This window comes from Pseudoalteromonas luteoviolacea, assembly GCF_001750165.1.
Classification (GTDB): Bacteria; Pseudomonadota; Gammaproteobacteria; order Enterobacterales; family Alteromonadaceae; genus Pseudoalteromonas; species Pseudoalteromonas luteoviolacea_G.
Map to the genome: position 1 here is coordinate 298,828 of NZ_CP015411.1, position 16,471 is coordinate 315,298.

The 16,471-nt window shown below is 43.7% G+C and carries 15 protein-coding genes; 7 read left to right on the forward strand and 8 right to left on the reverse strand.

Annotated features, from left to right (window positions below; genetic code table 11):
- Positions 1–31: 31 nt before the first annotated feature.
- Entirely contained in the window at positions 32–1,213 is a 1,182-nt protein-coding gene (gene hutI, locus S4054249_RS01260) for an imidazolonepropionase (RefSeq protein ID WP_230851901.1), read from the forward strand.
- Positions 1,214–1,233: 20 nt separating this feature from the next.
- Entirely contained in the window at positions 1,234–3,078 is a 1,845-nt protein-coding gene (locus S4054249_RS01265; protein WP_052961173.1) for a GGDEF domain-containing phosphodiesterase, read from the forward strand.
- Here the strand turns inward: S4054249_RS01265 and S4054249_RS01270 are convergent.
- Complete coding sequence (locus S4054249_RS01270) at positions 3,075–4,130, reverse strand: formimidoylglutamase (protein WP_046358396.1); 1,056 nt, start codon at positions 4,128–4,130, stop codon at positions 3,075–3,077. The two genes, S4054249_RS01265 and S4054249_RS01270, sit on opposite strands and share 4 nt — an antisense overlap.
- Before the next feature lie 89 nt (positions 4,131–4,219).
- Positions 4,220–4,723 (reverse strand): ribonuclease E activity regulator RraA, encoded by a 504-nt coding sequence (gene rraA / locus S4054249_RS01275; RefSeq protein ID WP_046358395.1) that lies wholly within the window; start codon positions 4,721–4,723, stop codon positions 4,220–4,222.
- 160 nt (positions 4,724–4,883) lie between these two features.
- Here rraA and S4054249_RS01280 point away from each other — a divergent pair, with 160 nt between their 5' ends.
- From S4054249_RS01280 to S4054249_RS01290, 3 genes are all read left to right on the forward strand, one after another.
- Positions 4,884–5,405, forward strand: a complete 522-nt coding sequence (locus S4054249_RS01280) for a phosphatase PAP2 family protein (protein WP_046358394.1) — start codon at positions 4,884–4,886, stop codon at positions 5,403–5,405.
- A complete protein-coding gene (locus S4054249_RS01285) occupies positions 5,402–6,448 on the forward strand; it encodes an MJ1255/VC2487 family glycosyltransferase (RefSeq protein ID WP_046358393.1) in 1,047 nt (348 codons plus the stop codon). The genes S4054249_RS01280 and S4054249_RS01285 overlap by 4 nt, the downstream gene beginning before the upstream one ends.
- Positions 6,449–6,555: 107 nt before the next feature.
- Complete coding sequence (locus S4054249_RS01290) at positions 6,556–8,436, forward strand: methyl-accepting chemotaxis protein (RefSeq protein WP_046358392.1); 1,881 nt, start codon at positions 6,556–6,558, stop codon at positions 8,434–8,436.
- Positions 8,437–8,529: 93 nt separating this feature from the next.
- On the opposite strand, the gene S4054249_RS01295 is transcribed toward S4054249_RS01290, so the two are convergent.
- From S4054249_RS01295 to priA, 5 genes are all read right to left on the reverse strand, one after another.
- Positions 8,530–8,904 (reverse strand): gamma-butyrobetaine hydroxylase-like domain-containing protein, encoded by a 375-nt coding sequence (locus tag S4054249_RS01295; RefSeq protein ID WP_046358391.1) that lies wholly within the window; start codon positions 8,902–8,904, stop codon positions 8,530–8,532.
- A 36-nt stretch (positions 8,905–8,940) separates the two neighbouring features.
- Complete coding sequence (gene hslU / locus S4054249_RS01300; protein ID WP_046358390.1) at positions 8,941–10,269, reverse strand: HslU--HslV peptidase ATPase subunit; 1,329 nt, start codon at positions 10,267–10,269, stop codon at positions 8,941–8,943.
- A gap of 11 nt (positions 10,270–10,280) precedes the next feature.
- Positions 10,281–10,799 carry an ATP-dependent protease subunit HslV gene (hslV, locus tag S4054249_RS01305; protein ID WP_023398436.1) on the reverse strand — a complete coding sequence of 173 codons (519 nt, stop codon included), beginning with the start codon at positions 10,797–10,799 and terminating at the stop codon, positions 10,281–10,283.
- A gap of 75 nt (positions 10,800–10,874) precedes the next feature.
- Positions 10,875–11,414, reverse strand: a complete 540-nt coding sequence (locus S4054249_RS01310; RefSeq protein WP_046358389.1) for an SPOR domain-containing protein — start codon at positions 11,412–11,414, stop codon at positions 10,875–10,877.
- A gap of 6 nt (positions 11,415–11,420) precedes the next feature.
- Positions 11,421–13,592, reverse strand: a complete 2,172-nt coding sequence (gene priA / locus S4054249_RS01315) for a primosomal protein N' (protein WP_046358388.1) — start codon at positions 13,590–13,592, stop codon at positions 11,421–11,423.
- Positions 13,593–13,845: 253 nt separating this feature from the next.
- Here priA and rpmE point away from each other — a divergent pair, with 253 nt between their 5' ends.
- Complete coding sequence (gene rpmE, locus S4054249_RS01320) at positions 13,846–14,061, forward strand: 50S ribosomal protein L31 (protein WP_039607556.1); 216 nt, start codon at positions 13,846–13,848, stop codon at positions 14,059–14,061.
- Between the two features lie 625 nt (positions 14,062–14,686).
- Complete coding sequence (locus S4054249_RS01325) at positions 14,687–15,928, forward strand: malic enzyme-like NAD(P)-binding protein (RefSeq protein WP_046358387.1); 1,242 nt, start codon at positions 14,687–14,689, stop codon at positions 15,926–15,928.
- Positions 15,929–15,985: 57 nt separating this feature from the next.
- Here the strand turns inward: S4054249_RS01325 and metJ are convergent, their stop codons facing one another.
- Positions 15,986–16,306 carry a met regulon transcriptional regulator MetJ gene (gene metJ / locus S4054249_RS01330; RefSeq protein WP_039607558.1) on the reverse strand — a complete coding sequence of 107 codons (321 nt, stop codon included), beginning with the start codon at positions 16,304–16,306 and terminating at the stop codon, positions 15,986–15,988.
- Positions 16,307–16,471 lie beyond the last annotated feature (165 nt).

Below are 16,471 nucleotides of genomic sequence, written 5' to 3' on the forward strand. Positions count from 1 at the left end.
TTTAGTAATAACTGATGCAAATATTGCCACAATGGATGAGCAGATCGCAGGCGCATATGGCGTAATTGAAAATGCGGCGATCATGTTAAAAGGCGATACGATAATTTGGCTTGGTAAAACATCTGAAATGCCAGAGTTTGACGTCTTAGCGACCCCTGTGACATCTGCAAAAGGGGCGTGGCTGACGCCGGGTCTGATTGATTGCCACACTCATATTTTATTTGCAGGTTCTCGTGCACAAGAGTTTGAGCAGCGTTTGAATGGGGTATCTTATCAGCAAATCGCAGAGCAGGGCGGTGGCATTGCAACAACAGTGAAAGCGACTCGTCAGGCTTCAAAAGAAGAGTTGTTTGTGGTTGCTAAGTCACGTTTAAATGCACTGTTAAAGGAAGGGGTAACTACAGTTGAAAGTAAATCTGGTTACGGTTTAGATACAGACAGCGAAATTAAATTACTTGAAGTGAATCAAGTACTCAATGAGCATCATCCAATCCAGATCCAGAGTACTTTCCTCGGTGCGCATGCTTTACCTCCAGAGTACAAAGGAGATAGCGATGGGTATATTGATCTAGTATGCAATGAAATGCTCCCGTTGGTTGCAGAACAAGGCTTAGCTGATGCAGTGGATGTTTTTTGTGAAAATGTCGGCTTTAGTCATGCACAAACAAAACGTGTGTTTGAGCGTGCTACCGAATTAGGTCTAAAAGTGAAGTGTCATGCTGAGCAGTTATCAAACCAACACGGCAGTGAGTTAGTTGCGGAGTTTGGTGGTTTATCGGCAGATCATATCGAATATTTAGATGAGCGCGGTGTGATGGCTATGGCCAAATCGGGCACGGTTGCGGTGATTTTACCAGGAGCGTTTTACTTCCTAAGAGAAACTCAGCATCCGCCAATTGACTTATTGCGTGAGCATAAAGTACCGATTGCCATTGCCAGTGATTTTAACCCAGGCACCGCGCCGCTTTGCTCATTACGTTTGATGCTGAATATGGCGTGCACATTGTTTAGAATGACGCCAGAAGAATCATTGCTGGGTGTGACTAGACACGCCGCTAAAGCATTGGGTTTATCTGATAGAGGGGTGTTAAAAGTCGGTGCTAAAGCGGATATTGCCATGTGGCAGATTCAGCATCCTTCAGAATTAAGTTACCAGTTTGGCGTAAACGATCTGTTAAATCTGTGGATATCGGGTAGACTTATTCAATACTAAAAGTCAGTAGTGGTCGTGTAATGGCAAGATTTTCGTTGGTTAAGTCTCTATTTGTATTGTTAAGCATATGCTGGATATTTCCGTCCTGGAGCGCCACCAATCTTGCCGATTTCTCACTGACCAATACTTTACTCTCACCGCTTTCCATTGCATTTTCTGCTGGTGTTGTGGTGAGTTTAAGTTTAGTTGCGATTGCACGGTCGCATTTTGCTGTAAACCGAATTATTCATGCTTTATTAGGCGCTTGTGGATTGGCTGTGCTTGCCGCAGTCGGTGATCTTGCGCTTTATTTTCTCGTATTCATCTTACTGCTACAAATATGGCAAAGTGATAGGCTTGGCCAAGGTCGTCACCTTGTTATTAGTGCACTGTGTGCAGTGACAGCGACACTATTAATTGTTAGTCATTTTTGGTGGCATGTTCCCGGTATTTATGTCGTTTTTACTTTGTTGCCTATCTTTATCAGTGAGTTATTTCTAGATATACCCCAGGTTTATGAACGGGCACCTAGTGAGCCCAACGCGTTATCTAATACGGATATACTAGGCCTGCCTGATCGTGCTGGTATCCGAGAGGCTTTTAATGAATATCGCACTAGAGAACCTGGTACCGCAATGTTAGTAATGGTACGGTTAGAAGGGTTTCAGCAAGTTAACTTTCACCTTGGCCGTGAATTTGGTGATTTACTGCTCGCACAATCAGCCAATCGAATGAAACAACATTTACAGAGCCACGATGTAATGCCCATTGTTATTGGCAATGATGTTGAACGGTTGGCACATCTTGGCGGGTTACATTTTGTATTCGTATGCAGTTTGACACATCAGCAACACCTTCATGAACATTTATGTGCGGAAATTATTGAGAGTACACTCAAGCCATTCAATGTAGGCAATTGTATTATCGAAGTCAGTGCCAGAGCGAGCTATGTCAATTGTGATGAAGAGCTCGGCCAATTCGATGAATTGTTGACGTGTGTCTTTTTAGCTTTAGATAGTAGCCCAAATGAAACCATCGCCCCTTATCAGCAAAAAATGCAAATAGATAGGCTTGAGCAGCAGGCCCGTTTGGCTGAATTGGCACATATTGATTTTAAAAATGAGCTAGAGCTATATTTTCAACCTGTTGTGCGCAATAGCGATGGTGATATCGAGTATGTGGAGTTACTGTTGCGTTGGCAGCACCCGAAACAGGGTATTTTGGCTGCAAGTAAGTTCATTGATGATATTCGTATTGCAGGTCTTGCATTGCCTTTGGCGCAATATGTTATTGAGCGAGCCGCGGAAATCGCGCTGGCATTACGGGTGGAAGGGATCCAAATGCCACTGGGGATCAATCTATTTGGTCCTGAAATGCTACATGAGGAGTTCATTGAATTTGTTGACCGAATTTTAGTTGAGCACCAACTCATGCCGCAAGATATTATCATCGAATGCCCATCACAAATGTTCACCACTTTAGACCAGCAAGGGGTGGCTATGGTTGCGAGGTTACGCACCATGGGAGTGAGGCTATGTGTCGATGGTTTTGGTGAGTCTCCTTTGTTGCTTGCAAAACTCCCCAAATTAGAAGTGGATTATGTAAAGCTCGGGCGCTCATTAACGACGCCAAATCAAAACCAAGGGAATTTCAAAGCCGTTGTACGCGGCATTGTTGAAATGCAAAATGTTCAAGAGTGTAAGGTGATCTGCGAAGGCGTTGAGTCACAGGAGCAGCTGCAGTTCGCGCAAAACTTAAATGCATTCGCTGCACAAGGTTATTTATTTACTCGCCCTTTGAGTAGTATAGGGATGATCAGTTGGCTGAAGCAATGGCGCTGGGAGCATCCTGTAGAAGATAAGCCCAGCACCTTTGATACCAATTAGCTTTGTCTTGCTTTTAGGTAGCTGCAGACCAGTCCTGATAGCACTTGTCCCGCTTCAATAACGCCTTGTTGCTCACCTTGAGGGTGATTTTTTGGGGCCGCTTCACATAAGTGTAAATAGCGTGTGTTTGTTTGCTTGGCGCTTTGATAAACAAAGTGTTCGGCATCATTCACACTGAATCCACAGTTGGTGTAAGCACTGACCGGCATACCTGATATTGCGTCAACGTCTACTTCAACACCTAGAGGTAAGCTTTGTTTGAAGCGGCTTGTTGCGACCTTTATTGCATCCGTTAATGAAGTTTCCCGAGTTACTAGAATGTCTTGGTATGTGGTGTAAGTAAATCCTGCTTTTTGCAGTGATGCGATGATGGTGTCATTGTTTTTTTGTTCATGCATACCTACTACGTGGTAATCCGCAAGGTAGCCAGCTTGATGTGCATAACTGAACCCGTTTCCTGAATGTCGACCTTCAATGGCTCTAAAGTCGGCATGTGGGTCGAAGTTAATTGCTTGACAAGGACCCTGTGTACTGGTGGACAGCGCTTGTAATAATCCAAAACTGTTATTATGCCCACCACCAATTAAAATAGGTTCAAGGCCCGCATCAAAAATGGCTTGAAGTACCGCACTGACTCTTTCATCGAGCTGTTCACATAATGTTCTAAGCTGCGTAAGGCCTTCAGGAGTAGTATTGTCCACTGATTCACTTTGTACTTGCAGGTCATGCGAAATGATTTCCCCCAGTAACAATACATTATTAGGAGTAAGAAATTGATTACAGGGTAGGTTGAGAAAGCGTTTTAAAAATGCGAACCAGCCATCAGTTGCACCACCATTACCACAATTGCCTCGTGGGCCAATATCTTCATTGACAGCAACAAGGACGTATTTTATGCCAAACTCAGCGGCATCATGTAACGCTTCTGGCAGTGCTGACTGTGATTTTAGAAAAGAGAGAGATTGCCAAAATCGCGTTTCATTTTCCCGAGTTGCGGTGAAATCGCTGATGTTTACTTCATTATAAATCTTAATCCAATTGTGTGCGGTCATGGTGTTTCGAGTATTAAAGTAGGTTAGGAAAAATGGTGCCAAATGGGCGCACTATCATGCTCCCATTTGGTGATGGAAAAATGTAGCTGTTATGCGTCGTCTTCGTCTACTTCGAGCAGTAATTCTTCGGCAGAGATAATAATGCCTGTTGAGTCTGCATACAGAAAGTCATCATCAAAGAATGAAACGCCCGCAAAATTGACTGGAATGCCTTGCACCCCAGCACCTTCGCTATCGGCTCCAACTGGGATAGAGGCGATAGCTTGAATGCCTATTTCGCACTCTTCGAGCTCTTCTACATGCCTAACAGCACCATAAACAACGATGCCTTGCCAATTATTCTCCAAAGCTAATTCTGCTAGATCGATATCAATCAGCGCGCGTCGTGTGGAGCCACCGCCATCAATTAATAACACCTGCCCTGTTCCATCTTGTTGCAATACCTCAGCAATCACTTCATTGTTTTCGAAGCACTTAACCGTTTTAATACGGCCGCAAAAAGCATGCTGCCCGCCAAAGTTAATGAACATTGGCTCAAGTACGTCAATGGCATCGGCGAAGTGATCACACAGATCTGATGTGCTGTAATCCATCATAGTATCCTCAGAGAATGGCTAAACTGTTGTCAGTATACTCCCATTAATAAGCTGCGCAATGCTTTGAATCAACTTACATAATTGTGTCACAAAAATGTCGCGTTATTGTTATTAAGCTCTTCTAAGCTGAAATTGTGAACAAATGTAAGCAACTACGATGAAAGCACAAATAATTAAACTAGATACAGCGCTTTATTTTGCATTGTATAAACCAAAAAGACGCAAGTGGTTTAACTGGTTGATGTTAATGCTATCTAAAAGTGGCAATGGTGGGCTGTATGTCATTTTGGCGTTATTAAACGGATATTTCATGGGCAAAGTTGGCAGCACCTTTGTGCAAACTGTGCTGCTTGCTTTTGCAATTGAGCGACCTTTATATTTTTTATTGAAGAAGCATTTTGCCAGGATTAGGCCATGTGACTGCTTAGCTGTCAAAGCCATGCTTACACCGAGTGATAAATTTAGTATGCCATCAGGGCATAGTGCGGGAGCTTGGCTTTATGCAACGTGTTTAATGGAGGTTTATCCTGTGCTGACAATCCCATTATGCATATGGGCGACCGGGGTATCCTTGTCTAGAGTGCTGGTTGGAGTGCACTATCCAATTGATGTCATACTCGGAGCGCTAATGGGCAGTGGGTGCGCATTGTTGGCCATTGGTATGTTAGGAGAGTTATGAGAATACTTTATGGAATTCAAGGGACGGGTAATGGGCATATAACACGTGCGCGTGTTATGGCTGAGTGTTTTACGAAACTTGGCATTGATGTTGACTACTTATTTTCTGGACGTGATGAAAACGCCTATTTTGATATGGGGGTATTTGATCAGTATCAAGTGCGACGCGGATTGAGCTTCATCACTCACAGTGGCAAACTCGATTATCGAAAAACAGCAAAACAGCTGAAGCTGGGTACGTTTGTAAGAGATGTCAGGCAGCTAGATATCAAACAGTATGATCTTGTCTTTAATGATTTTGAGCCAGTGTCAGCATGGGCTGCAAAGTTAGCCAAAGTGCCTGTTGTAGCGATGAGTCATCAGGCCGCATTTTTATCTCCAGAGGTCCCATTGTTTGGCGCTGGGTTTATGGAGCGAGCTTTGATCCGCTGGTTTGCGCCTGCCAACGTGCATTTGGGGGTGCATTGGCAGCCTTTTGCAAAAAATATTCTTCCACCGTTTATTTCATATCATGGCTGTGCCAAAGCCTCTATTGCAAATAAAGTCTTGGTGTACTTACCCTTTGAAGATTTAAACAGCATTGTTGAGCTGCTAGGTGATTTTCCAGATAGAGAGTTTTATTGTTATCACCCAGACGCCCAAGATCAGTCTTTGAATCATATTCATTTACGCTCGCCTTCTCGCAGTGGCTTTTTAGAAGACTTAGCCAGTGCATCCGGTGTTGTGGCCAATGCGGGGTTTGAATTGTCTAGTGAGGCATTGAAGTTTGGTAAGAAGTTGTTACTTAAGCCTCTACAGGGGCAATTTGAGCAATTAAGTAATGCGATGACATTGCAGTCTCTTGGGTTAGCGGAAGTGATGAATTATCTCAACTCCGAAGCACTAGGGGAGTGGTTGGAACATCCAGAAGGCCAAATAATCGATTTTCCTTCCGATGCAACCCCGTTAGCGAAATGGTTAGCGAACGGTCAGTGGCAAGATTTCGACAGCTTACACGAAAGTTTATGGCAACCAATCCTCTATAACAGGAACAAAGTTGCATAAGATGTAAATTCTTTGAAATATTTTTGCTTAAGCATGTAGATTCGATTTCGGCGCAAGATGAGTTTGGCTATACTGTATTGCAGGTTCTGTAATAATTAGGTAACTGTATGGCTCTACTTGAAAATCTAACCATTAAAAGGCGTTTGCAATTAAACGCAGTTGTTGTTGGTGTTGCATTGCTGGTAATGCTGGCGGTGATCATCACCGAAGCCAATACAATGCGCCAGTTGAATGAAACCATTCAATATGCAGAAGAACTGGATGTTCATGAGTTATCCATGCGCAAGTATGAGAAAAACTTTCTGTTTTACAAAGATGTAGCGGCGTTGGATAAATATGAAAAGGAATATCGTTTACTAAAAGAGAAAAAAGCTAAGTTAGAAGCGGTTTTTATCAATTTTAATATCGATTTAGGCCAGTTAGATCAGTTTGAGATACTTGTTACTCAGTATCACAAAGAATTTAATCGGGTTGTTGAGTTGCAGAAAACCATCGGTTTGCATCCAAAAGATGCACTGTATGGTGAGCTGAGAAAAGCGGTGCATGGTGTTGAAACGCTATTAAAGCAAAAAGAAGATTACAAGCTTTTGACTACTATGCTGCAGTTAAGACGTGCAGAGAAAGATTTTATGTTACGTCTGGATACAAAATACCTAGGTAAATTTAATAAGTATATAGACACTTTCGAGTCTCAAATCAGAGAGTCAAGCCACGATCGCGTCTATCAACAGGAGTTAGTTAGATTGCTGGGTGTATATCAGAAGAAGTTTAAGGGTCTGGTCGATGCACAGGTCGAGCTTGGAGTTGATTTGAACAGCGGTGCACTGGGCGATATGCGCAAAGTGGTTAAAGAAAGTGATGCGGTTGTGCAAGCTATCGTACAGCAGACCAAACAAGAAATTGCTGACAATGCGGATTTTGCGAAAACCGTTGCTATCCTTATTTTTGTTGCTGCCGCTGCAATTGTGATGATTTTAGTGTGGTCAACGAGCCGTTCGATTATTCGTCCGGTAGAGCGTGTGTATCAAACGATTGAGCGCATTCGACGTGAGAATAATTTGGGTATATTGATAGAGCAAAGTGGTAATGATGAAATCACCATTATGACACGTGATTTTAATAGCTTAATTGAAGATTTCAAAAACCTAATTTCTGACGTAAATCGTGCGCTAGTGACAATCAATGATGCGACAGAGCACTTATCAGCAACAACGGCACAAACCAGTGCTGGCATGAATGAGCAATTACATGAAGCAGATATGGTAGCGACCGCTGCGACCGAAATGCAGGCCACCATTCAAGATATTTCTCATAATACTGAAGCGGCTGCGCAAAAGGCGGAGTCGACCAATAATAATGCGCAACAAGGGCGCAGTGAAGTAACCTCAACCATTGACCATATCATGGCACTGTCTCACTCATTGAGTGGCGCATCGGAAGTAGTCGGACAGTTAGAGCGCGATGGTGAAACCATTGGCTCAGTGCTGGACGTGATCCGAGGCATTGCCGAGCAGACTAACTTACTTGCGTTGAATGCGGCGATTGAAGCTGCACGTGCCGGTGAACAAGGCCGTGGCTTTGCGGTTGTTGCTGATGAAGTAAGGTCACTCGCTCAGCGTACCCAAGACTCAACGCAAGAGATCGAAAGTATCATCTCTACACTGCAACAGCGTACACAGGATGTGGTGAGTATTATGGAAGAATGCCGCAGCCAGAGTAATGAAAGTGTGGAGCAAGCTGAGCGAGCAGGTGAGTTGTTAGGCCTGATCACTGAGGATGTACAAAATATCATGGATATGAGTACGCACATTGCAACGGCAATTGATGAGCAAAATCAGGTCGCATCTGAAGTGAATAAGAATGTGGTGAAGATCAGGGACATTGCGCAAGGGGCGTCTGAGCATGCGGCGTCCAATGCACAAAGCAGTGAAGAGCTCTCTGAGCAGGCGCGTGCATTGCATCACGCTATCGACAAATACAAAGTATAACCTCTCAAGCGCCTAAAGCAGATTTAGGCGCATCACCTTCGAGCGTGTCTAAAAGGTTTCAATCGATGATGCGTTTAATTCACAAGCCCTGATTTAAGGGACAAACTTGATTGGCACACTGTTTTGACTCTGGTGGTGTGCTGCTACCTTATCCTGATATTGTTGCCACAGCTGTTTTTGGTGATTGCATAACTTACGCAGGTACTGCCAACTAAAAAGGCCTGAGTTATGGCCATCATCAAAGCACAGCCTAACGGCGTAATGGCCAACTGGTTCAATGGTCACGATGGTGACGTTTTGTTTATTTAAGACCAGTTGAGCTTGCTCTGGACTATGACCCTGCACTTCGGCAGAGGGGGAGTGGGTTCGTAAAAATTCCGCACTGACAGAGACGTGAAGATCATCGTCAAAGGTAATGTTGAGCAGTTTGCTCTGGCGGTGATAGTGGAGCTTGGTTACTTGATACATAAAAATGGGGCCAGCTTAGCTGGCCCTGTCTCCAAATTATAGGATGAAGCGACTAAGGTCTTCATCTTTAACCAGCATATCTAAATGCTGTTCAACGTATTGAGCATCAATCGTCAGTGCTTGACCTGATTTCTCTGACGCGTCGAAAGAAATTTCTTCCATCAGCTTTTCCATCACAGTGTGAAGACGTCTAGCACCGATGTTTTCTGTCTTTTCATTCACCTGCCATGCGGCTTCTGCAATGCGTTCGATGGCATCATCAGTAAAGTCGACAGACACTTGCTCTGTTTTTAACAAGGCCTGTTGCTGCTCAGTCAGTGAAGCATGCGGCTCTGTCAGAATGCGTTTAAAGTCTTTTGCGGTGAGTGCTTCTAGCTCTACACGGATCGGCAAGCGGCCCTGCAATTCAGGAATAAGATCCGATGGCTTCGCCATTTGGAATGCGCCTGACGCAATAAACAAGATGTGATCGGTTTTCACCATACCGTGTTTGGTACTGACCGTTGAGCCTTCAATTAAAGGCAGTAAATCACGTTGTACGCCTTCACGGCTGACATCTGGACCTGACGCTTCACCACGCTTACAGATTTTGTCAATTTCATCAACAAATACAATGCCGTTTTGTTCCACAGCAAAGATGGCTTGTTCTTTTAGCTCTTCAGGGTTAACCAGCTTGGCAGCTTCTTCTTCAATGAGTAACTTGAAAGCTTCTTTGATTTTCAGTTTGCGATTCTTTTTCTTATCACCAGATAAGTTTTGGAACATGCCTTGTAGCTGGTTGGTCATTTCTTCCATACCAGGAGGCGCCATGATCTCTACTTGCGGCGATGTCTCAGCGATGTCTATCTCAATTTCTTTATCGTCTAACTGGCCTTCACGCAGCTTTTTACGGAACACTTGGCGAGTTGAACTGTTTTCAGCTGGCTGTGCTTCGCCCCAAGCGTCTTTTGCTGGTGGCAATAGAGCATCAAGAATACGCTCTTCAGCCGCTTCTTCTGCACTGTGTTTATGCTTTTTAGTTTGCTGTTCGCGGGTCATTTTAAATGACACTTCTACTAAATCGCGGATAATGGTTTCAACTTCTTTGCCGACGTAACCCACTTCGGTGAATTTGGTTGCTTCCACTTTGATAAATGGCGCGTTAGCCAGCTTGGCAAGACGACGTGCGATCTCGGTTTTACCAACACCCGTTGGACCAATCATTAGAATGTTTTTTGGGGTGACTTCAGCGCGAAGATCGTCATTAAGTTGCATGCGACGCCAGCGGTTACGAAGTGCGATGGCCACTGCTTTTTTAGCCTTGTCTTGACCAATGATATGTTGGTCTAGCTCATGAACGATTTCTCTCGGTGTCATTGCTGTCATGGATTTTCCTATTACAATTCTTCGATGGTCTGGAAGTTGTTGGTGAATACACAGATATCACCGGCAATCTTCAAGCTTTTCTCGACGATTTCGCGTGCACTTAAATCGGTATTTTCAATCAGTGCAGTAGCTGCTGCTTGCGCAAAATTACCGCCGCTACCAATTGCGATTAGGTCGTGCTCTGGCTGCACAACATCACCATTACCAGTGATAATCAAAGATGCAGTCTCATCTGCAACGGCAAGGAGTGCTTCTAGTTTTCTCAATGCGCGATCCGTTCGCCAGTCTTTGGCCATTTCGACAGCTGCGCGTGTAAGGTGTCCTTGGTGCATTTCTAGTTTTGTTTCGAAACGCTCAAATAGTGTAAATGCATCGGCAGTACCGCCAGCAAAACCTGCCAGCACTTTACCGTTATAAAGACGACGCACTTTTTTTGCATTGCCTTTCATCACCGTATTGCCAAGAGACACTTGGCCGTCACCGCCGATAACCACTTTGTCATCGCGACGAACACTTACGATAGTAGTCATAGTATTCCTTAAAAGAGGCCTTTGCCTCGGATAATTATATCAATAAATGCATAGATGAGGGCAGCTGGGCTAATTTCAAGTCCAGCCCCAAATTCCGCAATCAACGATTTTGATGCGTTGTAATCTGTTCTTGTCGCTTTCAGCTTCACGTTTTTTCTCATAAGGCCCTAAACGGACACGATACCAGACACCATTACTCCCCTCAGTACGACGGATTTCCGATATCAAGCCTGCAAACGCGATACGCGCCTTACGTTTTTCTGCCTGTTCATAAGTTCGAAATGAACCACATTGCATTTGGAAAGGGCCTCTTGATTTAATGACCTTAACCTCAGCTTCTACTTGCGCTGTTTTCATATCATTGATAAACGTAGGTGGGCGTGGTAACTCTTTCTTTTCTTCGACTACCGCGGTAGGCTCTGTGGGGGTCTGAGCCTGTTCTACTTTGGCGGGATCTGCATGTTCTTTGATAAACCACAGTCCATAGCCAAACCCCCCAATCAATAGTATTGCAAAAGCCGCGAGGACTTTTGGAAAAGGTTTTTGTGCTTTAGGCTGCTGTTTTTTTTGGCCCTTTTTTCTGGGCGTTTTATTTATATAATCGTGTTGTGCCATAACTGTTTAGTAGGTGTCCATAGGATCAACATCAATATTCCAACGCACGCGTGTTGCAAGCTTGTGGCTGCTTATATATTCCTTTAATTGCGTGAGATACTGATGCAAAACATTACGTTGTGTTGCTTGTATATGTAATTGATAGCGATACTTTCCTGCAAGGCGCTCCATCGGCGCCGGGATCGGTCCCAGCAATTGTATACCAGAGAATGGTTGTGCAGGAACCAGATCAGATAAAAATGTCATGACCAAATTTGCAGAAGTGGCTTCTGCCCTGATGAGCGCCAAGTGAGTATAAGGTGGCAGCATGGCCTCGTGTCGCTCTGTGAGGGCATAGCGAGCGAAGTCTTGATAGCCATTATTTACTAAGTCTTGCAGCAGTGGATGTTCAGGAAAATGAGTTTGTAAAATCACAGTTCCTGCCTCACCGCTTCGACCAGCCCGCCCTGCGACTTGAGTGATCAGCTGTGCCATATGTTCAGTTGCTCTAAAGTCACTGGAGTATAGACCACTATCAACATCTAAAATGACCACCAGAGCGACATCGGGGAAGTGGTGGCCTTTAGCTAACATCTGTGTGCCAATTAAGACTTGAGCGCCGCCTTGATGAATTTTTTCAAGTGCACTTTCTAAGCTGCCTTTTCGGCGTGTGGAGTCTCGATCAATACGGCTGACGGGCACGTCGGGAAAATGTGACGTGACAAATTCTTCTAGCTGCTCAGTGCCAAGTCCTGTTGGCATAATTTGTGTGCTTCCACAATCAGGACACTGATGGGGGACATACTGCTGTTCGCCGCAGTGATGGCATACCAAACGCTGCATGGTTTTATGATAAGTCGCGCTGGTGCTGCAATGCTGACAATCACTTAGCCAGCCGCATTCATGGCAGATTAGCGTGGGCGCAAACCCCCGGCGGTTAAGAAAGACCATCGCTTGCTTACCCATAGATAGGGTGCGCTCTATGGCTTTCAAGCTGGTACTTGCGAAGCCGCCTTGTGTCTGCTGCGCTTTCATATCAACCAATAAAAATTGATTGTCCTGACTGGTTTGTGCACGCTTGCTGAGCGTGAGCAATTGAAATTTATTGTCTAATGCCTTTTTTAAGGTTTCAAGAGCCGGAGTAGCGGTGCCTAAGAGTAATGGGCACTGGGATTGATGTGCTCGGTAAGCGGCCAAATCACGTGCATGGTACCTCAAACTATCCTGTTGTTTGAATGAATGATCATGCTCTTCATCTACGATGATCATTGCCAGAGACTTAAATGGTAAGAAAATACTAGAGCGTGTTCCGATGACCAGTGCGGTAGTGGCTTGTTGCGCTCTACGCCATGTGTGAAGGCGCTCATTATCGGTTAAATTTGAGTGCCACAGATCAATTGGAAGCCCAGGAAAGCGTTGCTTAAATCGATTGACTGTTTGTGGGGTAAGGCCAATCTCTGGCACGAGTACGAGTGCTTGCTGTCCTGCACTGAGCACTTTTTCCAGACATTGCAAGTAGACTTCGGTTTTGCCGCTACCCGTCACGCCTTCAATTAAAAAAGTGCGAAACCCCTGAGTATGATTAATGGCGCTGCATGCTGTCGCTTGCTCTTCATTTAAAATTGGCTTGCTGCCCACTGATAACGCTTCATGTTGCCATGAGGTATCAGCGCGTAACTCTTCGCGGATCAACTGCTTTTCTAGCAAGCCTTTTATTTGTGCTTGTGTAAAACCTAGGGTTTTTAGTTCCGTATGTGTGGCATCGCCTGCGGTGCGTAACTGCTCAATTAAGGCTAATTGCTTTTTAGCCCGCAGTTGAGAGATGACTCGCCCTTCATCTGTTAAAGTGAGCATAGGCACTTGAGTCTTATCAGCATCTTGACCATCTCGAAGTGCGCCAGGTAGTGCGGTAAATAAAGTTTCACCGAAAGGGTAACAATAATAGTGACTGATAAATTGTAAAAAGCTCAAGTGCGCACCATCTAAAATAGGGCTCTCATCGATGATGTCATCGATTGGCTTTATTTTATCTTCAGGTACATCACTGTGAGTCTTCAACTCTGTGACAACAGCTACGCAGCGTCGATTGGCAAACTTGACCCAAACACGGCCCCCCACACAAGGCGACATAGATGCATGGTAGGTGTAATCAAATGTTTTGTGTAAAGGAACTTTTATTGCGACAGCTGCAAATGGCATGTGTGCTCCAAGTGATCCGCCTATTGCGTAAAGTATAAATGTGAAGTGGGGTGAGTATACCTCATCACCCCGTGCTTGTGAGTGTAAATTGCCAGCAGTAAACAGGAATAATAAAAATCTAATGGATTACTAATTTATTGCTTGTAGTTTGAGCATGAAAGACCTAAAATACGCGTCCAATTTATTTGTATAACGACGTATGGTGCCAAACTTCGGGTTTGGAGAGCGATACGGCCTTAACTAGAGGTTTCCTATGAAAGACGGTATTCATCCTAAGTACGAGACGATCTCAGCAACTTGTTCTTGTGGTAACAAATTTGAGACGCGTTCAACACTTTGTAAAGACATTCACCTAGACGTATGTTCTGAGTGTCACCCATTCTACACTGGTAAGCAGAAGATTCTTGATACTGGTGGTCGTGTTGATCGCTTCAACAAGCGCTTTGGCGCATTATCTGCTAAGCGTTAATTTCGACTTAGTTGATAATAGAAAGCACCTATGGGTGCTTTTTTTGTGCCCGTAAGGATGTTTTTCACCACATATTTCATATCGCAAGTCTAATCTCCCACCAATAAAAATCATTTGCAATTTGGTATTGTATTAAAAAGTTGCCATATTTGTTTTATAGCATAGTTAGCGATGCAGCCTGCATTGATAATAATCCATTGAGTGTGGCCCATCGCATTGTGAATGGTTTAGCATGAGTTGAGTGTTTAAATTTATCTTTGTTTTGAATAGTTATGCTATAAAACTTTGTCATTAAGTTTTTATAAATTCATTTAAATGTCACTAAATGCTTTTATCTTACAGTAAAAGTGGTTTATTTATTTAAAGATGATTGTTGTGTATCAAAAATGGACTTTTTGCATATAAATTAACCTGTAATGGCCAAAGGTAATTTGTATAAGCGTTAATTTATAGCAGTAAATATTGATGAAAAGTGGCTTAAAAGTCGCTAAATTACAAAAAATATCGGCTAACAGGATAGACCTGATAGTGCTTGAATTAATTTTCAAAAAAGGTATTGTTGAAAGCAGTTAGCGAATTTTTATCTCACTCTCACTTTTAACTTCTCGTAGGAAAAAATCGCGTCATGTCAGATTTACGTGAAAAAGCATTACATTACCACGCTCACCCCGTCCCAGGTAAAATCAGTATCGAGCTGACAAAGCCAGCTGAATCAGTTAAAGATCTTGCATTAGCATATAGTCCAGGTGTTGCAGAACCTGTACGTGAAATTGCCGCAGATCCTACCAACGCCTATCGTTATACAGGTAAAGGTAATATGGTAGCTGTTATCAGTAATGGTACTGCTATTTTAGGTCTGGGTAACTTAGGCCCATTGGCTTCTAAACCAGTTATGGAAGGTAAAGCCCTTTTATTTAAGCGCTTTGCGGGTTTAGACTCTATCGATATTGAAGTAAAGCACAATACAACTGAAGACTTCATCAATACGGTTGCAAATATCGCAGACACGTTTGGTGGCATCAACTTGGAAGATATTAAAGCACCAGAGTGTTTTGAGATTGAAAAAGCCTTGATTGAGCGCTGTGATGTGCCTGTTTTCCATGATGACCAACATGGTACAGCGATTGTAACAGCGGCTGGTATGTTGAACGCGTTGGAGATCCAAGGTAAAGACATCAAAGAAGCAATTATTGTTTGTTTGGGTGCCGGTGCTGCTGCGATTGCATGTATGGAGCTGCTAATTAAGTGCGGCGCTCAGCGTGAGCACATTTATATGCTAGATCGTAAAGGTGTGATCCATACGCGTCGTGATGATTTGAATGAATACAAAACATTATTTGCGAACAATACGGACAAGCGTACGCTGCAAGACGTGATCGCAGAAGCTGATGTGTTTGTTGGTGTATCTGGTCCAGATTTACTATCACCTGAAGATCTTAAATTGATGGCTGATAAGCCTGTGGTGTTCGCATGCTCGAACCCAGATCCTGAGATCAGTCCTGAAGTCGCGCATGGTGCTCGTGATGACTTAATCATGGCAACGGGTCGTTCTGATTATCCTAATCAGGTTAATAATGTGCTGTGTTTCCCGTTTATTTTCCGTGGCGCACTTGATGTTCGCGCCACAGCCATTAATGATGAAATGAAAATTGCCGCTGTAGAAGCTATCCGTAGCATTGCGAAAGAGCCTGTGCCTCAAGAAGTACTGGTTGCTGCTGAAGTCGAAAGTCTAGAGTTTGGCTCTGAGTATATTATTCCAAAACCGATGGACCCTCGTCTATTGCCACGCATCGCGAAAGCGGTTGCACAAGCAGCAATTGACTCGGGCGTTGCGCAAATTGATATGCCAGAGAATTACATGGCGTAAGCTTTTAAAACTAAAAAGCCTCACAATAGTGAGGCTTTTTTTGGCTTGAACGATGCGTTAGTCTTCGTTTATTTCTGGGATATCTAATCCCATCTTTTCCATTATATCGCGTACTTCTGCCGGGATCTTTTCTGGGTTATCTTTTCTCAAGTCTTCATCGTTGGGCAACGGTTGTCCAGTGAAGGCATGTAAAAAAGCTTCACACAATAGTTCGCTGTTTGTCGCATGGCGCAGGTTATTGACCTGTCTACGAGTCCTTTCATCTGTGAGTACTTTTAATACGTTCAGAGGAATTGAAACCGTGATTTTTTTCACTTGTTCTGATTTTTTACCGTGTTCTGCATAAGGGTGAACATATTCACCGTTCCATTTAGCCATAATTGTGTACTTGCCTCAGTGTTTACCTTGAATGCAAATAAGACTGTATTTTTGCGTGCTGAGTGTGCTGCAGACGGTTTGTACCTTGCACCCTATAAATAGACGCAGATTGTACAGGAAATTGGCAGAATACTCGGTCTTTTGCCATATTTGGTCAAAGATTCA